Source organism: Lelliottia sp. RD5 (assembly GCF_056032945.1).
On record NZ_JBVYHQ010000003.1, the window covers coordinates 621,720 to 643,447 of the forward strand.

General features: G+C 51.0%; 22 protein-coding genes. 12 read left to right on the top strand and 10 right to left on the bottom strand.

Translation table 11 applies throughout. The features are described 5' to 3' along the window. Positions 1 to 10 precede the first annotated feature (10 nt). On the bottom strand, positions 11 to 925 hold the full coding sequence (locus tag AC0LWE_RS14015; RefSeq protein ID WP_059179656.1) for an ABC transporter permease subunit: 915 nt from the start codon (positions 923 to 925) through the stop codon (positions 11 to 13). Between the two features lie 101 nt (positions 926 to 1,026). Further along, the gene (locus AC0LWE_RS14020; RefSeq protein ID WP_059179657.1) at positions 1,027 to 2,148 is read right to left on the bottom strand and encodes a branched-chain amino acid ABC transporter substrate-binding protein; all 1,122 of its coding nucleotides are present in this window, start codon (positions 2,146 to 2,148) and stop codon (positions 1,027 to 1,029) included. Positions 2,149 to 2,625: 477 nt separating this feature from the next. Here AC0LWE_RS14020 and AC0LWE_RS14025 point away from each other — a divergent pair, with 477 nt between their 5' ends. Further along, entirely contained in the window at positions 2,626 to 3,294 is a 669-nt protein-coding gene (locus tag AC0LWE_RS14025; protein WP_131488567.1) for a YecA/YgfB family protein, read from the top strand. A 40-nt stretch (positions 3,295 to 3,334) separates the two neighbouring features. Here AC0LWE_RS14025 and tyrP read toward each other — a convergent pair whose 3' ends face one another. Beyond that, positions 3,335 to 4,546 carry a tyrosine transporter TyrP gene (gene tyrP / locus AC0LWE_RS14030; protein ID WP_219347624.1) on the bottom strand — a complete coding sequence of 404 codons (1,212 nt, stop codon included), beginning with the start codon at positions 4,544 to 4,546 and terminating at the stop codon, positions 3,335 to 3,337. Positions 4,547 to 4,795: 249 nt separating this feature from the next. Between tyrP and AC0LWE_RS14035 the strand changes: the two genes are divergently transcribed. Together AC0LWE_RS14035 and AC0LWE_RS14040 are read left to right on the top strand one after the other, a co-directional pair. Next, positions 4,796 to 5,137 carry a hypothetical protein gene (locus tag AC0LWE_RS14035; protein WP_219347625.1) on the top strand — a complete coding sequence of 114 codons (342 nt, stop codon included), beginning with the start codon at positions 4,796 to 4,798 and terminating at the stop codon, positions 5,135 to 5,137. A 67-nt stretch (positions 5,138 to 5,204) separates the two neighbouring features. Then, the gene (locus AC0LWE_RS14040; protein ID WP_059179661.1) at positions 5,205 to 5,444 is read left to right on the top strand and encodes a YecH family metal-binding protein; all 240 of its coding nucleotides are present in this window, start codon (positions 5,205 to 5,207) and stop codon (positions 5,442 to 5,444) included. Between the two features lie 30 nt (positions 5,445 to 5,474). Here AC0LWE_RS14040 and ftnA read toward each other — a convergent pair whose 3' ends face one another. The 3 genes from ftnA to AC0LWE_RS14055 form a co-directional block, all read right to left on the bottom strand. After that, entirely contained in the window at positions 5,475 to 5,972 is a 498-nt protein-coding gene (ftnA, locus tag AC0LWE_RS14045) for a non-heme ferritin (RefSeq protein WP_059179662.1), read from the bottom strand. Between the two features lie 218 nt (positions 5,973 to 6,190). Beyond that, the gene (gene yecR, locus AC0LWE_RS14050; RefSeq protein WP_219347626.1) at positions 6,191 to 6,529 is read right to left on the bottom strand and encodes a YecR family lipoprotein; all 339 of its coding nucleotides are present in this window, start codon (positions 6,527 to 6,529) and stop codon (positions 6,191 to 6,193) included. Between the two features lie 104 nt (positions 6,530 to 6,633). Then, complete coding sequence (locus AC0LWE_RS14055; RefSeq protein ID WP_234593616.1) at positions 6,634 to 8,637, bottom strand: HD domain-containing phosphohydrolase; 2,004 nt, start codon at positions 8,635 to 8,637, stop codon at positions 6,634 to 6,636. Between the two features lie 421 nt (positions 8,638 to 9,058). Here AC0LWE_RS14055 and AC0LWE_RS14060 point away from each other — a divergent pair, with 421 nt between their 5' ends. Then, positions 9,059 to 9,697, top strand: coding sequence for an RpiB/LacA/LacB family sugar-phosphate isomerase (locus AC0LWE_RS14060; protein ID WP_059179665.1), 639 nt, complete (start codon positions 9,059 to 9,061; stop codon positions 9,695 to 9,697). A 51-nt stretch (positions 9,698 to 9,748) separates the two neighbouring features. Here the strand turns inward: AC0LWE_RS14060 and AC0LWE_RS14065 are convergent, their stop codons facing one another. Then, positions 9,749 to 11,167: an MFS transporter gene (locus tag AC0LWE_RS14065; protein ID WP_219347627.1), complete on the bottom strand. Its 1,419-nt coding sequence runs from the start codon at positions 11,165 to 11,167 to the stop codon at positions 9,749 to 9,751. A 214-nt stretch (positions 11,168 to 11,381) separates the two neighbouring features. On the opposite strand from AC0LWE_RS14065, the gene azuC reads away from it, so the two are divergent. Then, entirely contained in the window at positions 11,382 to 11,465 is an 84-nt protein-coding gene (gene azuC, locus AC0LWE_RS14070; RefSeq protein ID WP_014832437.1) for a stress response protein AzuC, read from the top strand. A gap of 107 nt (positions 11,466 to 11,572) precedes the next feature. Continuing rightward, on the top strand, positions 11,573 to 11,824 hold the full coding sequence (locus AC0LWE_RS14075; RefSeq protein WP_015959482.1) for a DUF2766 family protein: 252 nt from the start codon (positions 11,573 to 11,575) through the stop codon (positions 11,822 to 11,824). An 80-nt stretch (positions 11,825 to 11,904) separates the two neighbouring features. Here the strand turns inward: AC0LWE_RS14075 and AC0LWE_RS14080 are convergent, their stop codons facing one another. Together AC0LWE_RS14080 and AC0LWE_RS14085 are read right to left on the bottom strand one after the other, a co-directional pair. Then, entirely contained in the window at positions 11,905 to 13,248 is a 1,344-nt protein-coding gene (locus tag AC0LWE_RS14080) for an anaerobic C4-dicarboxylate transporter (protein WP_059179667.1), read from the bottom strand. A gap of 179 nt (positions 13,249 to 13,427) precedes the next feature. Continuing rightward, a complete protein-coding gene (locus AC0LWE_RS14085; RefSeq protein WP_219347628.1) occupies positions 13,428 to 13,931 on the bottom strand; it encodes a non-heme ferritin-like protein in 504 nt (167 codons plus the stop codon). 444 nt (positions 13,932 to 14,375) lie between these two features. On the opposite strand from AC0LWE_RS14085, the gene AC0LWE_RS14090 reads away from it, so the two are divergent. The 6 genes from AC0LWE_RS14090 (at position 14,376) to otsA (ending at position 21,195) form a co-directional block, all read left to right on the top strand. Next, on the top strand, positions 14,376 to 14,933 hold the full coding sequence (locus AC0LWE_RS14090) for a DJ-1 family glyoxalase III (RefSeq protein WP_202714217.1): 558 nt from the start codon (positions 14,376 to 14,378) through the stop codon (positions 14,931 to 14,933). Positions 14,934 to 15,248: 315 nt separating this feature from the next. Beyond that, positions 15,249 to 16,238, top strand: a complete 990-nt coding sequence (gene araF, locus AC0LWE_RS14095; RefSeq protein ID WP_131488581.1) for an arabinose ABC transporter substrate-binding protein AraF — start codon at positions 15,249 to 15,251, stop codon at positions 16,236 to 16,238. Positions 16,239 to 16,304: 66 nt separating this feature from the next. Beyond that, positions 16,305 to 17,819, top strand: a complete 1,515-nt coding sequence (gene araG, locus AC0LWE_RS14100) for an L-arabinose ABC transporter ATP-binding protein AraG (RefSeq protein ID WP_059179671.1) — start codon at positions 16,305 to 16,307, stop codon at positions 17,817 to 17,819. A gap of 14 nt (positions 17,820 to 17,833) precedes the next feature. Further along, positions 17,834 to 18,814: an L-arabinose ABC transporter permease AraH gene (araH, locus tag AC0LWE_RS14105; protein WP_133630401.1), complete on the top strand. Its 981-nt coding sequence runs from the start codon at positions 17,834 to 17,836 to the stop codon at positions 18,812 to 18,814. Between the two features lie 175 nt (positions 18,815 to 18,989). Then, positions 18,990 to 19,796, top strand: coding sequence for a trehalose-phosphatase (gene otsB / locus AC0LWE_RS14110; RefSeq protein WP_059179672.1), 807 nt, complete (start codon positions 18,990 to 18,992; stop codon positions 19,794 to 19,796). Then, complete coding sequence (gene otsA / locus AC0LWE_RS14115; RefSeq protein WP_219347630.1) at positions 19,771 to 21,195, top strand: alpha,alpha-trehalose-phosphate synthase; 1,425 nt, start codon at positions 19,771 to 19,773, stop codon at positions 21,193 to 21,195. Before otsB ends, otsA begins: the two co-directional genes overlap by 26 nt. Before the next feature lie 18 nt (positions 21,196 to 21,213). On the opposite strand, the gene uspC is transcribed toward otsA, so the two are convergent. Further along, the gene (uspC, locus tag AC0LWE_RS14120; protein ID WP_059179674.1) at positions 21,214 to 21,639 is read right to left on the bottom strand and encodes a universal stress protein UspC; all 426 of its coding nucleotides are present in this window, start codon (positions 21,637 to 21,639) and stop codon (positions 21,214 to 21,216) included. Positions 21,640 to 21,728: the final 89 nt, after the last annotated feature.

Genomic DNA, 21,728 nt, shown 5'->3' on the forward strand with positions numbered 1-21,728 from the left:
TTTGACTCCCTCATACTTTGGCGACAACCGGGCGGCCAAGCAGTCCTTGAGGACGGAAAATGAGGATCACCACCAGTAATCCAAACGAAAACACATCTTTGTAATCAGAATTCACCATCCCCGAAAATTGTGCCTCGGCGATCCCGAGAATCAATCCGCCCAGCATCGCCCCCGGCAGCGACCCAATCCCGCCGAGAACCGCAGCCGTAAAGGCTTTGATGCCGATAACAAACCCGACGTAAAAATCAAAGGTGCCGTAGTTCATGGTAATCAACACACCCGCAAGGCCAGCCATGGCTGCACCAATCACGAACACCAGCGAAATAATCCGGTCCGTGTTTATACCTAAAATCGACGCCATTTTGCGGTCCTGCTGAACGGCGCGGCACATGCGTCCTAATCGGGTATTGCTGATTATCCAGGTGAGCAGCAGCATGCCTGCGAACGAGGCAATCAGAATAAACACTTTGGTATAGGTGACCTGGACAAACCCCTCGCCAAGGTGAAAACGGAACACGCCATCCAGCATTGTTGGCACGCCTTGCTGACGCGGCCCCTGGCTGATTTGTGCATAGTTTTGCAGGATTAATGACATCCCGATGGCCGAGATCAGCGGAGCCAGACGCGTTGAGTTGCGCAGCGGTTTATAAGCGATGCGTTCAATCGTCCAGCCATAGACGCCCGTCACGATAATGGTGAAAACCAGCGTGCCGAGGATTAATAACGGAAATGACTCCAGGCCAAACCAGGCGAGCAACGCCAGGCCGATGGCGCTGAGATAGGCGGAAATCATATACACTTCGCCGTGAGCGAAATTTATCATCCCGATAATGCCGTATACCATCGTATAGCCGATGGCAATGAGTCCGTAAACGGAACCTAGCGTTAAGCCGTTGATCAACTGCTGAAGAAAGAATGTGCTCATCACCGCGCGCTCGTGTTATGGGCTGCACGACACATGCGTGCAGCCTGATGGTTATATCGCGTCGATAAAAAGCTATCGACGTTGAGCGTGACGCCGTTCCGTTACGGCACTTCGGTATATTTCCCTTTGTCATCCCACTGATACACGACGTAGTCGGAGACTTTCAGGTCACCCTTGTCATCCCAGGATTTTTTGCCCATCACCGTTTCAACCGGATTGGCCTTCAGCCAGGCGCTGGCTTTGGCAGAATCCGTACCGCCAGTCGCTTTAAAGGCTGCGGCGATGGCTTGAACAGAGGCGTAGGAATAAAGGGTGTAACCTTCGGGTTCAAATTTACTGGTGCGGAATTTCTCGATGACGGCTTTGCCGTCGGGGATCAAACGGGGATCTTTGCCAAAGGTCATGTAAATACCGTTGGTGTATTTCGGCCCACCTGCCGCGGTCACCATCTCTTCGTTGACGATACAGTCGCCGGAGAAGAATTTGGCCTGCACGCCTTGCTCACGCATCTGACGCACCAGTGGACCGGCTTCCGGGTGACAGCCACCGAAGAACACGACATCCGGTTTTTGCGCGCCAATTTTCGTGACCAGGGCGTTGAAGTCTTTCTCACCGCGCGACAAGCCTTCGTACATCACGTCATTAACGCCACGCTTTGCCAGCGCGGCTTTCGTCGCATCCGCCAGTCCCTGACCGTAGGTGTCTTTATCGTGAATGATCACCACCCGTTTGGCCTTCAGCTTATCAATAATAAAATCGCTGGCGACTTTCCCTTGCTGATCGTCACGTCCGCACATGCGGAACATATCGCTCATGCCGCGTTCGGTGATTAACGGGTTGGTAGAGCCTGGAGTGATGGCCAGGACGCCTGCATCGTTGTACACCTCGGAGGCAGGCATCGTCGACGATGAGCAAAAATGCCCGACAACCGCTTTGACTTTGTCCTGATCAACCAGACGGTTAGCGACGGAGACGGCCTGTTTAGGCTCGCAGGCGTCATCACCCTGAACCAGCTTAATCTTTTCTCCGTTGATCCCACCGGCGGCATTGATATCTTCGGCGGCCTGAGTCGCCCCATGCCAGTACTGATCGCCATAGGTCGCGTTTGGCCCGGTGAATGGCCCCGCGACGCCAATGACGATATCCGCCTGAGCGGAAAATGCCGTGACCAGACAACCTGCTACTACAAGAGAAAGGGGACTTCTGAGTAATTTCAGCGACATTATTATGTTCCTTAGCAAAGAGGTTTTTGCACCACGGACCAAAACCTGAAGGCAGATGGCGCAGTCAATCCAAAAACAAAAGCGAGAACAAAATGCACGAAACAAACGCGAGCCTGACAATATCCTGCTGATACGACGAGATTTCCTGTCACCCTTTACGGGCAGGAACATTAAGCAAAATGGTTGCCAGAGTGGATAACCCGTTGCGGGGTTTTGACTTATTTCAGTATAGAGCGCCGTTTTATGCGCTCTGGCGGCATCAACTGAAATTACAGCGGGGATCACATCTCATTAACAATAATGCCCGCCACGTGTGCAACGGTCACGATTCAAGCTATTTTGCACCAGGAAAGCCCATGAGGATGGTGTTGTTATCGGTGTTTGAACACGCTGCGCCGCACGCCTGACGCTGGCGTTGAGAAGTCCCTGGGCATTCTGTGATAAAATCGTTTTCTTTTTTTATCAGGAGTGTCTGCAATGACTGAAGGCCCATTAACTGAAAACGAACTGGAGTGGCTGGAAGAGACGTTGATGTCTTACGGTCATGAGGATGCGTCCGTGATTGACGTTTCCGAGCTTGACGGCATGCTTACCGCGGTTTTATCGGGTCCGGTAGTCGTTGAACCCGATACCTGGCTGGTGGCGGTGTGGGGCGGTCAAAAGTATGTTCCGCGCTGGAAAAACGATCGCGAAATGAACCGATTTATCGATCTCTGCTTTAAGCATTTGAACGATATCGCTGAGCGGCTGAGTGATTATCCCGATCAGTTTGAACCGGTTTTCGGGGTTAACGACGTGGACGGGAAAAGCTACACCGTGGTGGAAGAGTGGTGTTACGGCTATATGCGCGGGATGGCACTGACCGACTGGTCATCGTTGCCGGAAGCGCTGAAAGCCGATTTAGACATCATTACGCTGCACGGAACGGAAGCGAATGCCGAACAGCTGGATGAATTGACCGAAGACGAATATCACGCCAGCATTGAACGAATCAAACCGGCGGCGCTTCGTTTATATAACTACTGGGTGGCGAACCCGCTGGTGACCGTGGCCCAGCAACCGATCATCAATGGTACGAAAGTGGGCCGTAACGATCCTTGTCCGTGCGGCAGCGGTAAGAAATTCAAAAGCTGCTGTTTGCATTAATTGCATTGATAAAAATAGGGCTCATTATGAGCCCCTTTTCTTAACCGATTTCCGGTAACAATCCTGCTGCGATTGAAAACTGTACCAGGATAACCACAATACCGCAGGTGAATACCATTGCCAGAAGCGGTTTGCCCCCCCATACCCGATAGCCTGAGTCAGGATGTTGCTGACGGCTTTTCCATGCCAGAAGGGAAGGAAGCAGCAGCGCAAGCACGGCGAGCGCCACGCCCGCGTACCCCAGCGCCATCACAAATCCGCGTGGATAAAACAGCGCGAAGGCGAGTGGCGGCAAGAAGGTCACAACGCCAGTCTGGATGCGGCCACCGACGGAGCGACGGCGCTGGAACAAGTCCGCCAGATAATCGAACAGACCCAGCGCCACGCCGAGGAAAGAGGTCGCCAGCGCAAGGTCGGCAAACAGATGAACCGCCAGCTCAACATGCGGCGAGGCTACCACTTCACGCAGCGCCTGAAGGAATCCATTCAAACCGGAATGGTCAGCCATTAAGCCGATAAACGTCGAGGAATCGATGCTGCCCAACGTCACCAGTTGCCAGAAGATATAAGCAATTAATGGAATGGCGCTGCCGATGATAAACACCCGACGCAGCTTGCGGATATCACCGTTCATGTAGCTCACAATGCTCGGCACGCTACCGTGAAAGCCAAATGAAGTGAAAATCACCGGGATGGCGGAAAGCGCCAGGCCTTGCTGAAGCGGAAGTGTCAGTAAATTGACTTTGTGCACGTGGGGGGCAAGCAGAACGAGCATCACCACCAGGAAAATAATTTTGGCGCTAAACAGAAAACGGTTAAACAGATCGACAAGAGAGGTCCCGACACATACCACGCCGCCACCGATTACGGTGAAAAAGATAACGCCGGTCGCCGGGGAAATGTCCGTACCAAACCAGTCATTCACACTTGAGGCGATCAACTCACCCGCGCCGCTTATATAAGCCGCGGTCAGCGCGTACATCAGGAACATCATGCTGAAACCGGTGATCCATTGACCGTAGCGGCCCAGATAGCGTGCCGCCAGCGAGCCAAGCCCTGTGTCAGCAGGAACGTGCTGATAGACCTCAAGCAGCAGCAATGCCGTGTAGCACATCAGCGCCCACAGGCAGCCTAAAAGCAGTAACGTGACGCTAAAGCCGACACCGGCAGCGGCCAGCGGCATCGCCAGCATTCCTGCGCCAATCGTCGTGCCTGCGACGATAAAAATACTTCCCAGAGTTCTGTTTCTCACGCTTTCCTCTACCGCAACAACAAATCGCAACCCATTCTGCGGCGCAGAGTAAGTGAAAAGCACCACTTCGTCAAATCACCGTTACAAGTGGTGTAATAAAATATTTACGATTTCGGCTTGGTGCGATATTTAGGGCAACTGGCTGATACTTTTGAGGGTTTTGCCTACTTCATAAGGGCAATACTTTCGCGCGAAAATCAGGCGTACCTTAAACAGTAAATATAAATAATCAACAAAAGTGAGAAGCTGATGGCAGGGGATAATCCCTTTCAGGCCGTATGGAGTCGTTCGGGCAATTTACTGTGTCACGGACACTGGATTATTCACTACAACGGTGAGGCACTTGAATTGCCTGAGCCGCGTCGTGAAAAAGATATGGGGACGTGGGCGATCTACAACATTATGGATCCGGACGATGAGATTTTTGCCCAGGGTTTGAAAGAGGATGAGTGGATAATTGAAAACGTCGAGTGGCTCACCGACCTGTTCTTCGACAACGGTATTCCGCTCGAAAGCGTCAACTATCGCGCCTTTTATCAGGCGATTAATCCTCATGACTGGCGATGCACCAGCTGTGCCGGGTGCATGTAAACCTGTGCCAGCGCAAGGCGTGAGGCCGACTTCGCGTGTAGTCTGTGCCTTTCTTTCTGGAGGGGTTATGACGTCAATTCACGGGCATGAAGTGCTCAATATGATGCTGGAATCTGATGAGCAATATTCAGAAACCAGTCTGATTCAGGTTATCCATACGCGATTCGGTGAAAGTGCGCGTTTCCATACGTGTTCTGCGGAGAATATGACGGCCGCGCAGCTCGTGGAATTCCTGAAGAATAAAGGTAAATTTATTCCCTTATCGGAAGGGTTTTCTACGCACCAAAGTAAAATATGTCAGCATTAAAAAAGGGAGCCAGCAGGCTCCCTTTTAAAATTAATTCTGGGTGTCGAGCGTGGAAAGCTCTTTATCAATAAAGTACAGACCTTCGCCAGATTTACCCACCAGTGACAATTTATCCAGAACAGATTTAAACAATTTCTCTTCTTCGTGTTGTTCTGCCACATACCACTGCAGGAAATTAAAGGTTGGATAATCCTGACCAATCATCGCAGCGTGGGTTAATTCATTAATTTTTTGCGTGATCAGCTGTTCATGTTCGTACGTTGCGCGGAACAATTCATCCAGAGAGGCGTACTCCGCGAAAGGGGATGCAACAGGATTAATGCGCGGCAGACTGCCGGTATCGGCCAGATAATCAAACAGACGCTGCATGTGCGTCATCTCTTCCTGAGCGTGACGACGCAGAAATGCGGCTGCGCCTTCAAAACTGTGGAAGCTACACCAGGCACTCATCTGTTGATAAAGCAGGGATGAAAAAAGCTCAAGGTTCATTTGCTCGTTGAGCTTATCGATCATTTCAGTTTTCAGCATAGTGCAGCTCCATATAATTATTTATGAGTCGGGCAGAGCGCCACTATAATTTGTTATTAAATTATTTGCAAAAGGTAAAATAAAGATATTATTTATTTAAAATACGAATGGGAATAAAACGCATTGGCAATGGTTAATATTTTAATGAGAATTGTTCTGTTTCTTATTTGAATATGCTGCCAGCGCTATTCTGGCAGCACTATTATTAATAGTAGGTATTAATAGTAGGTTTGCTTTGCCGAGGGACTAATCGCGTAACCCTGGCATTTGTACTGGATAGTCACGCTTTCATTCAGGCACAGCGAACCGCTGACAACAGTGCAGGTTTTTATCGGCTGGCCATAGGCTGAAGCGGTCGCATAACCCATTGCCTGGCATTCACGTGTCGCCGTACCGTTAGTCACGTAATCATCATAATGGCTATTTTGCAGTATTGCCTGACCCATATTGAGCCTGACAACGCCGCTGGTGCTGTCCACGCTGTTCACTTCAGCCTGGCGGGTCACATTACAACCCGCGAGCAACATAAGCGCGCCTGCAAGGAATAATCTCTTCATATTTCGCTCTGAGTCATTGAAAACACTCTATCCTACCGTCTGATCCGGCGTGCAATGCCTGGAATAGCCAGCCAATCCGCTCTTTCTCTTCGCGAAGGCGGGGCTTAATCCGCCAGACTGTCAAATATCGTGCGAAACTTGAGATGGTGTTTGCGGAATAACGCAATGAGTTGCGGATCGAAGTGGCGTCCAGCGCCATCAAAGATCACCTCGCACGCCTGTTCGTGAGTAAATGCGGGTTTGTACACGCGTTTTTGCCGTAATGCGTCGTACACATCCGCCAACGCCAGGATGCGTGCTTCTAGCGGAATATTCTCGCCGCGAAGCCCCTCGGGATAGCCGCTGCCGTCCCATTTTTCGTGATGGAAGTGAATAATATTTTCCGCGACCGGACCCAGCGCCAGGCCCTGAATGATCATATAGCCTTTCGTCGTATGCAGTTTCATTTCGCTGAATTCTTGAGGCGTTAGCGGCCCCTGCTTGCGCAAAATGCGGTCGGGGACGGCGATTTTCCCGACATCATGCAGCGAAGCGAAATGCTCAATGTCTGCGATCATTTTGCGGGACAATTTCAGCTCGCGAGCCATCATTACGCAGTATTTCGCGACGCGCTGGATATGGCTTCCGGTCTCGTCATCGTGCGCGCGGTTGACCTTTTCCAGCGCCTGCACAATATTGCGATTGATTAACCGATTCTCTTTTATATGGCGGCGCATCATTATCAGCATAAACAGGCTAAACAGCGCCGTCACAAGCAAAATGACGCTGACTATTTTCAGCGTGTTTTTGGTTAAATCAGGAAAGAAATCAGGTTCTTCCTGGCGCTCCAGTTGCGTACGGAAGCTGGAGAGGCGGTGAATCTGAGTGAGCAGGTGAAAGAGAGGGTGATCGGGCTGAACCCAGGGGCCGACAATAAACTCAGATCGCGTGATGCCAGCCACTTTTAGCACGCCCCGGAACAACTCATTGCCGCGAAGCGTCGACTCCAGCGAACTTAAATCGCCCAGAATATAGTCAATTTTGTTGTTTTCGATGGCATCGATCAGGCCGTTAAGGCTGTGTTGTGTCACGATAACGACGTCATTACCGAATCGTTCCTGTAAATAGCGGGCGGAGAACGATCCCTCCAGCACGCCGACACGCTGGCTGCGAATACTTTCCTCATCCCACAAAAATGGCTGTTTGATTCGATTGTAATAGACGTTGTGCCAGGCAATGTCCGGCCCAATTCGACCTGCTGCATGCTCGGTATTGCTGCTTTCGGCGACATCAACAAGACGAACAGGCCAGCGCTGTTTGTCCAGCGTTTCGGCATAATTATCAATAAAATGAACATCCACTTCCATGCCGAGTAATTCGCGCATGTCATTAATCATATTGATCGCGGTTCCCTGGTAACCACGGTTGTCTTTCCAGATTATCGGCGCAAAGTTTTCATTTTTAGGTAACCAGATTTCCAGATGATTATTGGCAAGCCAGGCTTTTTCATCATTTGAAATAACAATACGACTGAGAAGGTATTGTCGCTTACTCTCCTCCAGCGCCTGGCGTAACGCCCCGCTGCGGTACCACTCACCAATAAAGGTATTTACCTTTTCACGTAAATCGCGCAGCTCCGGGCTGAATGCTAGCACCACGGGGATACGCAGTTCAGGAAAAGGATGGGAGAGCAGGTAGTAGCGCTGGGTGTTTTCCATCTCACTGGCGTCATTGATGTAGAAGTCTGCTTTACGCTCGCTCAGTAAGCGGAAGGCTTCTTCGCTGGTGGCGACTAGGTGAATTGAGCGAAACGTCAGATCCGGATAACGCTTTTGTACGCTCTCAAGCGTCGCATCATTCTGGCGAAACAGAACGCGAGCGTTAGCCAGCTCTTCTGCAGTATTCACCCACATCGATGGGCTGGCAGCTACCACTTCATTGATAAACAACTGTGATGAGAGGATTTTGGTGCGCGCCCTCGACTCCGTTCGCAGAACGCCTGCATACACGCCGTAGCTGTCGGCATTAAAACGCTGTCCGATTTCAGGCCCACCTATCGGCTTGAGTTCCAGATGTGTGTCATATTTAAGGTTAATCGCGCGGATAAGTTCGGGATAGAAACCCTGCATTTCGCCCTGGGGAGTGCGCCAGTATTCAAAACTGTCGGCATCATAAATCCAGATGGGAACAGGGTTTGATTGAGGGGAGGGTTGTGCAAACGTTATTCTTGCCCAGAACAGGCCATAAAGGATAATTATCCCGATTAGCAATGCGATGCGAGGCTTCCGGCGGCGCATATTCACAGGTGTTCCCCAAAGGATTTTATGGTCTTTAAAATGCAGTCTAGCTAACTGACGGATTCGCGAGTACAAATTTCGTCACTTTATGCGCACGCATAAATTTGCACCGTCAAAACAGAAATGTGTGAAGTCACCTTAATTTTTTAAAACATTTTTTCAGTTAATTTGAAAGTATGTTTGCCAGATAGTAGAGTTGAGTGGACGAGCTATCTGTGGCGGGACAACCCGCATCGCATTCAGGAGATGAAGAATGAAAATTGCACTGATGATGGAAAACAGCCAGGCGGGGAAAAACGCCATTATTCTTAATGAATTGAAAGGCGTAGCCGACGAAAAAGGCTTCCCGGTGTTTAACGTGGGGATGAGTGATGAGAACGATCATCACCTGACGTACATCCACCTGGGCATCATGGCCAGCATCCTGATCAATTCTAAGGCTGTTGACTTCGTCGTGACCGGCTGCGGCACCGGCCAGGGCGCGTTGATGTCCCTGAACATCCATCCTGGCGTGAACTGCGGCTACTGTATCGATCCGGCTGATGCCTTCCTGTTTGCCCAGATCAACAACGGTAACGCACTGGCGCTGCCGTTTGCCAAAGGCTTTGGTTGGGGCGCGGAACTGAACGTGCGCTTTATCTTTGAAAAAGCATTCACTGGCCGTAAAGGCGAAGGTTATCCACCGGAGCGTAAAGAGCCACAGGTCCGTAATGCCGGTATCCTGAATCAGGTTAAAGCCGCCGTTGTGAAGGACAACTATCTGGATACACTGCGCGCAATCGACCCGGAACTGGTGAAAACCGCCGTGTCAGGCCAGCGCTTCCAGCAGTGTTTCTTTGAAAACTGCCAGGACAAAGAGATTGAAGCCTTTGTTCGCGGTATCGTCGGTTAATCTTACTATAAGTCGCTAAGACGAAAAGCCAGCATCGCGCTGGCTTTTTTATTATCGTTTTTTCGATACCGCGCTGCCTGCATCTTTGGTCAGGCTTAGCGTATCAAACATTCCGATCAGGCAGATTAAGGCGATAGCGACAAAGGCCAGCCGGAAGCTCAGACCGGGTATCGCAGCCATACCTAACGCATCGCTCATTTTCTCACCAATACGAATCCCAATCGCACCCAACGTAATGCCCAACCCGACGGCGAGCTGTGTGGCCGTCGAAAACAGCGTGTTGGCGTAGCTCATCTGCGCGGAAGGCACATCAGAAAAGGCCAGCGTGCTGACGGCGGTAAACTGAATGGAACGGAAAACCCCGCCTAAATACAAGATTAACAAAATAAGCCAGACAGGCGTTTGTGGCGTGATAAGCGCGCACGCCAACAGCGACAGGACATTTAACGCGCCATTAATCAGTAATAATTTCCGAAAACCCAGACGACGGATGAGCGGCGTTGTCGCAGGTTTGATGGTCAGGTTCCCCACGAAAACGGCCAGCACCAGCAGGCCAGAGTGAAACGCATCCATGCCAAAACCGACCTGAAACATGAGCGGCAGCAGGAAGGGAACTGCGCTAATAGAGGCGCGAAACAGGGAACCGCCGTACATTGTCACGCGAAAGGTGGGGACCTGCATGGCGTCGAGGCGGATCATCGGCCATTTGGCGCGTTGAAAATGGCGCAAAGCGTAGAACAATGTTACGCATCCGACTGCCAAAAGCGCGAATGTCACAGCGGTATCGGTCTGCTGAGCCCCCATTGATTCCATCGCGTACACCAGACTTACCATGGCGATGGTCGTTGCTATGAATCCCGGCAAGTCGAACGGACGGCGGGCATCTTCATGCAAATCCGGGATAATACGCAGCGCCAGGATAATCGCGATGATCCCAAGCGGAACATTAATAAAGAAGATCCAGCGCCAGTCGGCGTAGCTCGTAATAAATCCGCCGAGCGGCGGCCCGATTATCGGCGCAACCAACGCGGGCCAGGTTAACGTGGCGATGGCTGTGATGAGCAGATGTTTAGGCGTTGTTCGCAAGACGGCGAGCCGACCCACAGGCACCATCAGCGCACCACCCATTCCTTGCAATATGCGCATGGCGACGAACTGATCGACTGTTGTGGATAACCCGCAAAATACCGATGCCAGCGTAAAGATGGCCAGTGCAACTGCGAACACCTTCCGGGCACCGAAGCGATCGGCAATCCAGCCGCTGGCGGGGATCAGTACCGCGAGCGTGATGAGGTAAGCGCTGATGCCGATGTTTAACTCTACCGCCTCAACGCCAAAACTCCTGGCCATATCTGGAAGGGCGGTCGCAATCACGGTTCCATCGAGAAACTCCATAAAGAACGCACCGGCGACTAAAAGTGCCGCTGGAGATATCCCGCGGCTCTCCTTCACGTTGATATTTTCTGTCATCTTTACCCTGCCGTATCAAAAAAATTTATAAAAATTTACTGGAACTTATCAGGCGCTAACTCACGGATTTGTCGGTGCTTTTATTAACAATCCGGCAGCATTGTTGGTTTTTTGACTGTGACGCGTATCACATAATTATTGATTTTTGTGATGTTGGTCATATTATATGCGGATAAAGAATTACACCTGCATAACAAATTACTGGAGCATGACCATGAAACTGCGCAAAATCCTCAAAAGCATGTGGGCCAACTACTGCAATACATTTAAAGACGTTCCGCCAGGCGCAATGTTCTGATGAAAAAACCTGCTTCGGCAGGTTTTTTTATGTCTGCGGTCGACGAGAGGGAAGATGAAAGGGCTGGCGTTTTGCTACTATGGCGCTCTTTATTAAAGGAGCAGCCTATGTCTCAAAATCTGAGCGCCGATCAGGAACTGGTATCTGACGTCGTCGCGTGCCAGTTGGTAATCAAACAAATCCTTGATGTGTTAGACATTATTGCGCCTATCGAAGTGCGCGAAAAAATGTCCACCCAACTGAAAAACATCGATTTCACCAGCCATCCTGCTGCAGCGGATCCGGTTACGCTTCGCGCAATCCAAAAAGCCATCGCGTTAATCGAACTCAAATTCACACCGCAGGGTGAGTCGCACTAAAATAAACCGATGTTTTGAAATTAGAAAGGTTTTTGACAAAAAACGCAGAGGGCGACGAGAAACGTCGCCCTTTTGGCAGATTAAAAGAAGGTTTGTACCAGCAGATAGCTCGCCGCACAGGCGCAGCTTACGCCAATCAGCCCCGGTAAAATAAAGCTGTGGTTGATGATAAATTTACCGATGCGCGTGGTTCCGGAGCGATCAAAGCCGATACAGGCTAAATCGCTTGGGTAAGTCGGAAGAACAAAGTAGCCGTACGATGCCGGGAAGAAGGCAATCAGCATTTTGGGTTCGATGCCTAACATCAATCCCATCGGTGCGACCGCCGTCAACGCGGCAGCCTGGCTGTTCACCAGCTTAGAAACTAAAAACAGCACGATGGCGTAGGTCCACGGATGGCTTTTCACCACCCCTTCCAGCGCCATTTTCAGCTCGTCGAGATGGGCCTGGAAAAACGTATCACTCATCCAGGCAACGCCGAATACAGAGAAAATCGCCACCATACCGGCTTTAAACACCGCACCGTTTGATATGGCCGAGGCATTAACCTTACACACTATCAGCATGACGGCCCCGGCAATCAGCATCATCATTTGAATCACCAGATTCATCGACAGTGCGGTCATTTTCCCTTTAATTTCAAACGCGGGACGTAAGTCTGGAAGTGCACCCAGCAGAACAACGACGGCTATACCGGCAAAGAAAATCCACGTGGACCAGTAAGACTCTTTAGGAAATCGTTGATTCATTAATGTTTCAGTACTGCCGAAGATAAACTCGCGCTGTTTCGGATCTTTTATCTTTTCCTGAAACTCCACGTCATCCGCCAGATCCTTTCCGCGACGCAGGCTCCAGAGTGCCGCGATCAGCACCCCGAAAAGTGAGGCGGGAACGGAAATGGCCAGGATCTCGAGAATCCCCCATGCCTGTCCAACGCCATGCTGGGCGCCGATAATGGAGACCAGCGATACCACGGCAACGGAAACCGGCGAGGCGGTAATCGCCATCTGTGACGCGATAGATGCCACCGCCATAGGACGTTCCGGACGTATCCCTTTTTTAAGCGCGATATCAGCGATAATTGGAAACATGGTGTAAACCACGTGTCCCGTACCGCACAGGAAAGTGAGCGTCCAGGTGGTGAAGGGGGCGAGGAGGGTAATGTGCTGCGGATGTCGCCTCAGTAGTCGTTCTGCAAACTGCATCATCACGTTCAGCCCGCCAGCCGTTTGTAACGTCGCCGCGCAGCCGATCACCGCGAGAATCGTGAGCATCACGTCAACAGGCGGCTTGCCGGGTTGCAATCCAAAGATAAAGGTTAAAATGAAAAGGCCGATGCCGCTTATCAGCCCAAGCCCCATCCCGCCAAAACGTGTTCCAACCAGCAGGCAAAGAATGATGACTATAAACTCGATGGTGATCATGAAGCTCCCTCGTCAATAATGAAATTGCCTAAATCATTTCATTTTGTGAGGGTATTGGTTGGGAGCCAGATCGGATTTGTTAAATTTCAATAAAAGCAAAGAGTTGGTAACGAATGATTAACAACCAGAGAAGGGTCTGCGGGCCGGACGACCACAGACTTCATCTGTAGACTGCACGATTAATGACGCTGGCAATTCACCAGATTCAGTAAATGTTGATCGGTTTGCTCAACACAAAGCCCTGCACATTTCGCGCTACGCACTTCATCAAGAATGGTTTTCAGCAATACACCGTCGTGCTGCTGGTCTTTTTCCATATCCTGTAAAAAATCGAGCGTAGCGCTGTCCTGAAGGAATTCTGCTTCGTCAGCGAGTTTGTTCAGCGTGGTCAAACGTGTTTCATAATCGTCGAGCGTTTTTTGGAAAAGCTCTTCAAGCGAAGAATAAGAGCCATCGGTCATATTCATGGCTTTAACCACAGGATTACCCCCGGCACTTTTCATAAAGTCGAAAACACGCATCATTTGCGTGATATTGCTTTGCGCCTGGGCGCGCAGGAAAGTGGCTGTACCGTTGAGACTGTGTTCGGTACACCAGTTGCTTAAATGGAGATACAGATTGGAGGTGTTGAATTCAAGATTCATCTGGGCGTTGAGTTTCTGAATCATTCCTGGCGTCGTCATAATAATATCCTTATTTCTGGAACCCGATCATTGATACGAGAATAGAGCTGTTCAGCATGTCCTGAATGTGATCGACTGTTCACTTTCTTTACTGACTCAAATCAGCATAGCGTCATCACCGCGCTAAGAAAATGCTTAAAGGATTAGATTTACGAACAATGACATTTTTTATTATTCCTTCACCTGTTATGAATTATCTCGACTTATATTTATCAGGGGATGAAATGTCATTTTTATTGTATTTGCCATCTATTACAGAAAGTTAGGTTGTTTATTTGTTTTGATATCATAAATACCGTGACATGTTTATTTTTGAGAGGTGGCATATATTGAGGTGGATCATTTTATATAAAATACTAAAAAGTGTGATCCAGGCACATTTTTGATTGTGCGCTTTCCATGAAGATGAAACGATGTTTTAAATTATATTGAAATGGAGGCTCCATGGCGAAAGTCGCAGTATTGTTAGCACCAGGATTTGAAGAAGCAGAAGCCATTATCACCATTGATATTCTGCGACGTATGCACATTGAGGTTGAAATGCTGGCCTGTGCAGAGTCGCGAGCGGTGGTGAGTTACCACGATATTCCTATGGTGGCAGACAGCACGCTACGGGAGCGGATGGATACCCTGTACGATGCCGTGGTACTGCCCGGCGGGCCACAGGGCAGTGTGAATCTGGCCGCCAGTCGGGACGTTATCCGTTTTATATCCATGCATGATGAAGCCGGCAAATTAATATGCCCTATTTGCTCTGCAGCGGCGCGAGTATTAGGCGGGAATGGCCTGCTCAAGGGGCGGCGCTATGTCTGCTCTGGCGATTTATGGCAATCCGTGACTGACGGCGAATATGTCGATGCCCCTGTCGTTGAAGATCAAAACCTTCTGAGCGGAAAAGGTCTTGGACATGCGTTTGATTTTGCCCTGACGCTCTCGGCACGTTTATTGGGTGATGAAACGCCGGTTCGCGATCACGCCGATCACATTTACTACGCCTGGTAAATTCTGAGCCGGACGCTATGGCGTTCGGCTTACAGGGACTTCTTAGCTGACCTTATGGATAATCTTGCTTAACCCCTTCTGATTTGTCCGACAAACCCCGTCATTTTTATGTCATTTCTCGCTGAATCTATGCACGCAATTACTGTAATTCTGCGGTGTGATGGCGCTCTCTTATGGATGATTAATTTCCCGCTAAAACTATCTCCAGCACTATCACTTATAACAGGTTTTCTCTAATGCCTTGTTTTAAGTCCGATTAAATAAAAAGTACGTCAATGTTCCCTACATAAAAGAACGCTAAAGCTGGAGATAACCATGCACAAATTTACTAAAACGCTCGCGGCCATCGGTCTGGCTGCCGTTATGTCACAATCCGCTATGGCAGAGAATTTAAAACTCGGTTTTTTGGTTAAACAGCCAGAAGAACCCTGGTTCCAGACCGAGTGGAAATTCGCGGATAAAGCCGGGAAAGATCTGGGTTTTGAAGTCATTAAAATCGCCGTACCAGATGGTGAAAAAACGTTAAATGCGATTGATAGCCTCGCGGCCAGCGGCGCAAAAGGTTTCGTGATTTGTACGCCGGATCCGAAACTCGGCTCGGCTATTGTCGCTAAAGCGAAGGGTTACGGGATGAAAGTCATTGCGGTTGACGATCAGTTCGTTACCGCAAAAGGCAAACCGATGGATACCGTTCCACTGGTGATGATGGCGGCCACCAAAATCGGGGAGCGTCAGGGCCAGGAACTCTATAAAGAGATGCAGAAACGCGGTTGGGACGTGAAAGAAACCGCCGTAATGGCGATTACGGCCGATGAGCTGGACACCGCTCGCCGCCGCACAACCGGCTCCATGGATGCGCTTAAAGCAGCAGGCTTCCCGGAAGCGCAAATCTATAAAGTGCCGACGAAATCGAACGATATCCCAGGCGCATTTGATGCCGCTAACTCCATGCTGGTTCAGCATCCTGAAGTGAAACACTGGCTGGTGCTGGGCATGAACGACAACACCGTGTTGGGCGGCGTGCGTGCAACGGAAGGGCAGGGCTTTAAAGCCCCTGATGTGATTGGTGTGGGCATTAACGGTGTTGATGCGGTGAGTGAGCTGTCGAAAGCACAGGCGACCGGTTTCTATGGCTCCCTGCTGCCAAGCCCGGATGTCCACGGCTACAAATCCAGCGAAATGCTCTACAACTGGGTGACCAAAGACGCTGAGCCACCGAAGTTTACGGAGGTCACTGACGTTGTGCTGATCACCCGTGACAACTTCAAAGAGGAACTCGCCAAAAAAGGACTGGGCGGTAAGTAATTCGTTGTGATTGCGCCCCTCATTTACGAGGGGCCAGCCGTACACTACTGGAATCACGGAGACGTTATGCAACAGTCTGACCCGTATCTCTCTTTCCGCGGCATCGGTAAAACGTTTCCCGGTGTTAATGCGCTGACCGATATCAGCTTTGACTGCTATCCGGGTCAGGTTCATGCCCTGATGGGGGAGAATGGCGCGGGAAAATCCACGCTGTTAAAAATCCTCAGCGGAAACTATTCCCCGACGACCGGAACCATCGCCATTCGTGGTGAAGAGATGGCGTTTGCGGATACCACCGCTGCGCTGAATGCCGGGGTCGCTATTATCTATCAGGAACTGCATTTGGTTCCTGAGATGACGGTAGCGGAAAATATCTATCTGGGACAACTCCCGCATAAAGGCGGTTTCGTTAATCGCTCTTTACTCAATTATGAAGCCGGGCTGCAGCTAAAACATCTGGGCCTGGATATTGATCCGCAAATCCCATTGAAATACCTGTCTATCGGTCAATGGCAGATGGTGGAGATTGCCAAGGCGCTGGCGAGAAACGCGAAAATTATCGCCTTCGATGAGCCGACAAGTTCACTCTCCGCGCGTGAAATCGAAAACCTGTTCCGCGTTATTCGTGAACTGCGCAAAGAAGGGCGCATCATTTTATATGTTTCACACCGTATGGAAGAGATCTTTGCCCTGAGCGATGCCATTACCGTTTTCAAGGATGGTCGCTACGTGCGGACCTTCACCGACATGCAGCAGGTTAATCATGATCAGCTGGTGCAGGCGATGGTCGGACGCGAGCTGGGGGATATCTATCACTGGCAACCACGGCAGTACGGCGCAGAGCGTTTGCGTCTTGAGAATGTAAAAGCGCCTGGCGTACGCACGCCAATCAGCCTGACGGTGCGCAGCGGCGAAATCGTCGGCCTGTTCGGTCTGGTGGGCGCTGGACGCAGTGAATTAATGAAAGGGCTGTTTGGCGGGACGCGCATCACGGAAGGCCAGGTCTACATCGACGGCCAGCCGGTGAATATCCAAAAACCGGCGCACGCCATTCGCGCGGGCATGATGCTGTGTCCGGAAGACCGCAAAGCCGACGGGATCATTCCGGTTCACTCGGTTCGCGACAACATTAATATTTCAGCGCGGCGTAAGTTTATTCGTGCGGGCTGCCTGATTAATGACGGCTGGGAATCCAGCAATGCGGATCACCATATCCGTTCGCTGAATATTAAAACGCCGGGCGCTGAACAGTTGATCATGAACCTCTCCGGCGGCAACCAGCAGAAGGCGATTCTCGGCCGCTGGCTGTCAGAAGAGATGAAGGTCATTTTGCTCGATGAACCGACCCGCGGCATCGACGTTGGGGCCAAACACGAGATCTATAACGTCATCTATGAACTGGCAAAACGCGGCGTGGCGGTGCTGTTTGCGTCCAGCGATCTTCCCGAAGTGCTTGGCGTTGCAGACCGCATCATCGTGATGCGTGAAGGCGATATTGCCGGCGAGTTACACCATGAACAGGCGAATGAACAACAGGCGTTGAGCCTCGCCATGCCTAAAGTCAGCCAGGCTGTCGCCTGAGTAAGGAGTTAATGATGTCCTCTGTTACTACATCGCAAACGCAGAAGTCGGCTTTCAGCCTTGGTCGCATCTGGGATCAATACGGAATGCTGGTGGTGTTTGCCGTCCTGTTTATCGGCTGTGCGATTTTTGTGCCTAACTTCGCCAGCTTCATCAATATGAAAGGCCTCGGGCTGGCGATTTCTATGTCTGGCATGGTCGCCTGCGGCATGCTTTTCTGTCTGGCCTCCGGTGATTTCGATCTGTCTGTCGCCTCGGTGATTGCCTGTGCCGGCGTGACAACGGCAGTGGTCATCAACATGACGGAAAGCCTGTGGATTGGCGTTTTTGCGGGTCTGATGCTGGGTATGCTCAGCGGGCTGGTGAACGGCTTCGTGATCGCGCGTTTAAAAATCAACGCCCTGATTACCACCCTCGCGACCATGCAGATTGTGCGCGGTCTGGCGTACATCATCTCTGACGGTAAAGCGGTGGGTATTGAAGACGAGCGATTTTTTGCGCTGGGCTACGCCAACTGGCTGGGTCTGCCCGCGCCAATCTGGCTGACGGTGGGCTGTCTGATCATTTTCGGTTTCTTGCTGAACAGAACCACTTTTGGGCGCAACACCCTGGCGATTGGTGGCAATGAAGAAGCGGCGCGTCTGGCAGGTGTTCCGGTTGTGCGTACGAAGATTATTATCTTTGTGCTTTCCGGACTGGTGTCGGCAGCGGCGGGGATTATTTTGGCTTCGCGGATGACCAGTGGACAGCCGATGACGTCGATTGGTTATGAGCTGATTGTCATCTCTGCCTGCGTTTTAGGCGGCGTATCGCTTAAAGGCGGCATCGGAAAAATCTCATATGTGGTGGCGGGTATCCTGATCCTCGGCACGGTTGAGAACGCCATGAACCTGCTGAACATCTCCCCGTTCTCTCAGTATGTGGTACGCGGCCTGATCCTACTGGCGGCGGTGATTTTCGACCGTTACAAGCAAAAAGCGAAACGCACCGTTTAAGCACTTTTCCCCTCCTAACGACCCAACTTTTAAGTCTAGTCGTCCCCCCCAACCGCTTGCCAGCTTTGCTGGTAGGCGGTTTGCGAAATGGCGAGCCCCGTCACACTGTCTATACTTACATGGCTACTGAGATGCTAACCGTTTCGACATCTCGCTAACTGTAAGGAGGACAAGGGTGGCAGACACGTTAACCATACCGCCTGTGCTGACCGGAGAGTACGCATTCTTTTTCGACCTCGACGGGACGCTGGCCGAGATCAAACCGCATCCTGACGAGGTGGTTTTACCTGCCGATATTCTCCGGATGTTGAATCAGCTATCAGAACTGAATCAGGGGGCTCTGGCATTGATATCAGGGCGCTCAATGGCCGAACTCGATGAACTTGCCCGGCCTTACCGTTTTCCGCTTGCCGGCGTGCACGGAGCGGAGCGCCGCGACATCCATGATCAATCGCATATCGTTTCTCTCCCCGAGCCGCTCGTGAAGTCACTGCATGCGAAACTCACATCTGCGCTTTCCCATTTTCCGGGGACGGAACTGGAAGCGAAAGGCATGGCCTTTGCACTGCACTATCGCGGTGCGCCAGAGCATGAGCAGGCGATAACTCAGCTTGCGGCGTCTGTCGTTGAGGCTAACGCTCAGCTGGCGATTCAGCCAGGCAAATGCGTTGTTGAGATCAAGCCAAGGGGAATCAATAAAGGCGAGGCGCTGAAGGCGTTCATGGCCGAGATGCCGTTTAAAGGGAGAACACCTGTCTTTGTCGGTGACGACCTGACCGATGAAAGCGGTTTTAGCGTCGTGAATCAGGAAAACGGGATATCGGTAAAAGTCGGGCAGGGTGAAACCTGTGCGAAATGGCGACTGGCGAATGTTGCCAGCGTCTGGCAGTGGATCGCTGAAATCGCTAACCAGCAACAAGAAGAAAAAATAGCGCATCACAACAGGAGAAAACATTATGGGTCGCTTAGTCGTAGTCTCTAACCGTATTGCGCCACCGGATGATAAAAAATCCAGCGCCGGGGGTCTGGCGGTAGGGATTTTGGGTGCCTTAAAAACAGCGGGTGGACTCTGGTTTGGCTGGAGTGGAGAAGTCGGTAACGAAGATAAGCCTTTACAGAAAGTCACACGCGGTAATATCACGTGGGCTTCGTTTAATCTCAGTGAACAAGATCATGAGGAGTATTACTCCCAGTTCTCTAACGCGGTGCTGTGGCCTGCGTTTCACTATCGCCTGGATCTGGTCAAGTTCCAGCGAGACTCCTGGGATGGCTACACGCGCGTCAATGCGCTGTTAGCGGACAAACTGCTGCCACTGATCGAAGAAGACGATATTTTGTGGATCCACGATTATCACTTGCTTCCGTTTGCCAGCGAGCTGAGAAAACGGGGTGTGAACAATCGCATCGGTTTCTTCCTGCATATTCCGTTCCCGACGCCGGAAATTTTTACCGCCATTCCACCGCATGAAGAGCTGCTGGAAGGATTGTGCGACTATGACCTGCTGGGCTTCCAGACGGAGAATGACCGTCAGGCGTTCCTCGAGAGCGTCGCGGGTAAAACGCGACAGACCACCCATCATGGAAAATCCCATCAGGCATGGGGGAAAACCTTTGATACAGAAGTGTATCCGATTGGGATTGAGCCAGACGAAATTGCCGCTGATGCCTCCGGGCCGCTGCCACCTAAACTGGCTCAGCTGAAAAATGAGCTGAAGAATGTTAAAAACATTTTCTCTGTCGAGCGACTGGATTATTCAAAAGGGTTGCCCGAGCGCTTTCAGGCTTACGAGAGGCTGCTGGAGAAGTATCCTCAGCATCACGGTAAGATTCGTTATACGCAAATTGCGCCAACGTCGCGTGGTGAAGTCCAGGCTTATCAGGACATTCGTCACCAACTCGAAACTGAAGCCGGGCGTATTAACGGACGTTATGGCCAGTTGGGCTGGACTCCTCTCTATTATCTGAATCAACACTTCGAGCGTAAAGTCCTGATGAAGGTGTTCCGCTACGCTGAGGTTGGTCTGGTGACGCCGCTGCGTGATGGGATGAATCTTGTCGCAAAAGAGTATGTGGCTGCGCAAGATCCTAAAGACCCAGGCGTGCTGGTTCTGTCGCAGTTTGCCGGGGCGGCCAATGAACTCACCTCTGCGCTGCTCGTCAATCCATACGACAGTGATGATGTGGCGAATGCGTTGGATCGCGCGCTCAAAATGCCGTTAACGGAACGCATTTCCCGGCATGCGGAGATGATGAAAGTCATCCGCGAAAACGATATTAACCACTGGCAGGAGACGTTTATCCGCGATCTCAAGCGTACAACTCCCCGTAGCGTGGAGAGCAATCTGCAAAAAAAGATTGCAACCTTCCCTAAACTCGCCTGATAGATACCCCTCGGCAAATCAATTGCCGAGGGGAACCAGCAGCACATCCACCTGGCTTGAACTGACAATCGCTTTTGCAGAGCACGCCGCGCGTGAGAAAAAACTGTGGTTATGATTCCCACATATCACCAGATCAATGCGCTGTTTGCGGCAAATATCCAGAATATGTTCATTCAGCTCACCCGTCGCAATATAGGTACGCTCGACAGGGTAATGGGCTCTATCTTCCAACTCCTGAAGAAATTGCTGCGTCTCTTCCTGCAAAAGCCCACGTATGTTTTCCAGCATCGGTGCGGCCAGCTGATTGTACATTTCCGGCTCAGCGGCGAGGGTGATAAAACTGACGCGAGCGTCGAGGGGGCGTGCTATGGAAACGGCGCGTGCGACGAGGAGATGGCTTTCGGGTGAGACCGCAACAGAGACGAGAATGTGGGAGTAACTCATTACGCACTCCTTATACTATAAGCCCACGATATCCAACACCATTACCGCTATTCTACTGAGTTCGCAAGTGGGCAATACGACACTCGTGT

Bases quoted from the DNA above. Each gene is read 5' to 3' on its own strand.
- AC0LWE_RS14015 (WP_059179656.1), bottom strand. From the start codon at position 925: ATGAGCACATTCTTTCTTCAGCAGTTGATCAACGGCTTAACGCTAGGT.
- AC0LWE_RS14020 (WP_059179657.1), bottom strand. From the start codon at position 2,148: ATGTCGCTGAAATTACTCAGAAGTCCCCTTTCTCTTGTAGTAGCAGGT.
- AC0LWE_RS14025 (WP_131488567.1), top strand. From the start codon at position 2,626: ATGACTGAAGGCCCATTAACTGAAAACGAACTGGAGTGGCTGGAAGAG.
- AC0LWE_RS14035 (WP_219347625.1), top strand. From the start codon at position 4,796: ATGGCAGGGGATAATCCCTTTCAGGCCGTATGGAGTCGTTCGGGCAAT.
- AC0LWE_RS14040 (WP_059179661.1), top strand. From the start codon at position 5,205: ATGACGTCAATTCACGGGCATGAAGTGCTCAATATGATGCTGGAATCT.
- ftnA (WP_059179662.1), bottom strand. From the start codon at position 5,972: ATGCTGAAAACTGAAATGATCGATAAGCTCAACGAGCAAATGAACCTT.
- yecR (WP_219347626.1), bottom strand. From the start codon at position 6,529: ATGAAGAGATTATTCCTTGCAGGCGCGCTTATGTTGCTCGCGGGTTGT.
- AC0LWE_RS14055 (WP_234593616.1), bottom strand. From the start codon at position 8,637: ATGCAGGGTTTCTATCCCGAACTTATCCGCGCGATTAACCTTAAATAT.
- AC0LWE_RS14060 (WP_059179665.1), top strand. From the start codon at position 9,059: ATGAAAATTGCACTGATGATGGAAAACAGCCAGGCGGGGAAAAACGCC.
- AC0LWE_RS14065 (WP_219347627.1), bottom strand. From the start codon at position 11,167: ATGACAGAAAATATCAACGTGAAGGAGAGCCGCGGGATATCTCCAGCG.
- azuC (WP_014832437.1), top strand. From the start codon at position 11,382: ATGAAACTGCGCAAAATCCTCAAAAGCATGTGGGCCAACTACTGCAAT.
- AC0LWE_RS14075 (WP_015959482.1), top strand. From the start codon at position 11,573: ATGTCTCAAAATCTGAGCGCCGATCAGGAACTGGTATCTGACGTCGTC.
- AC0LWE_RS14080 (WP_059179667.1), bottom strand. From the start codon at position 13,248: ATGATCACCATCGAGTTTATAGTCATCATTCTTTGCCTGCTGGTTGGA.
- AC0LWE_RS14085 (WP_219347628.1), bottom strand. From the start codon at position 13,931: ATGACGACGCCAGGAATGATTCAGAAACTCAACGCCCAGATGAATCTT.
- AC0LWE_RS14090 (WP_202714217.1), top strand. From the start codon at position 14,376: ATGGCGAAAGTCGCAGTATTGTTAGCACCAGGATTTGAAGAAGCAGAA.
- araF (WP_131488581.1), top strand. From the start codon at position 15,249: ATGCACAAATTTACTAAAACGCTCGCGGCCATCGGTCTGGCTGCCGTT.
- araG (WP_059179671.1), top strand. From the start codon at position 16,305: ATGCAACAGTCTGACCCGTATCTCTCTTTCCGCGGCATCGGTAAAACG.
- araH (WP_133630401.1), top strand. From the start codon at position 17,834: ATGTCCTCTGTTACTACATCGCAAACGCAGAAGTCGGCTTTCAGCCTT.
- otsA (WP_219347630.1), top strand. From the start codon at position 19,771: ATGGGTCGCTTAGTCGTAGTCTCTAACCGTATTGCGCCACCGGATGAT.
- uspC (WP_059179674.1), bottom strand. From the start codon at position 21,639: ATGAGTTACTCCCACATTCTCGTCTCTGTTGCGGTCTCACCCGAAAGC.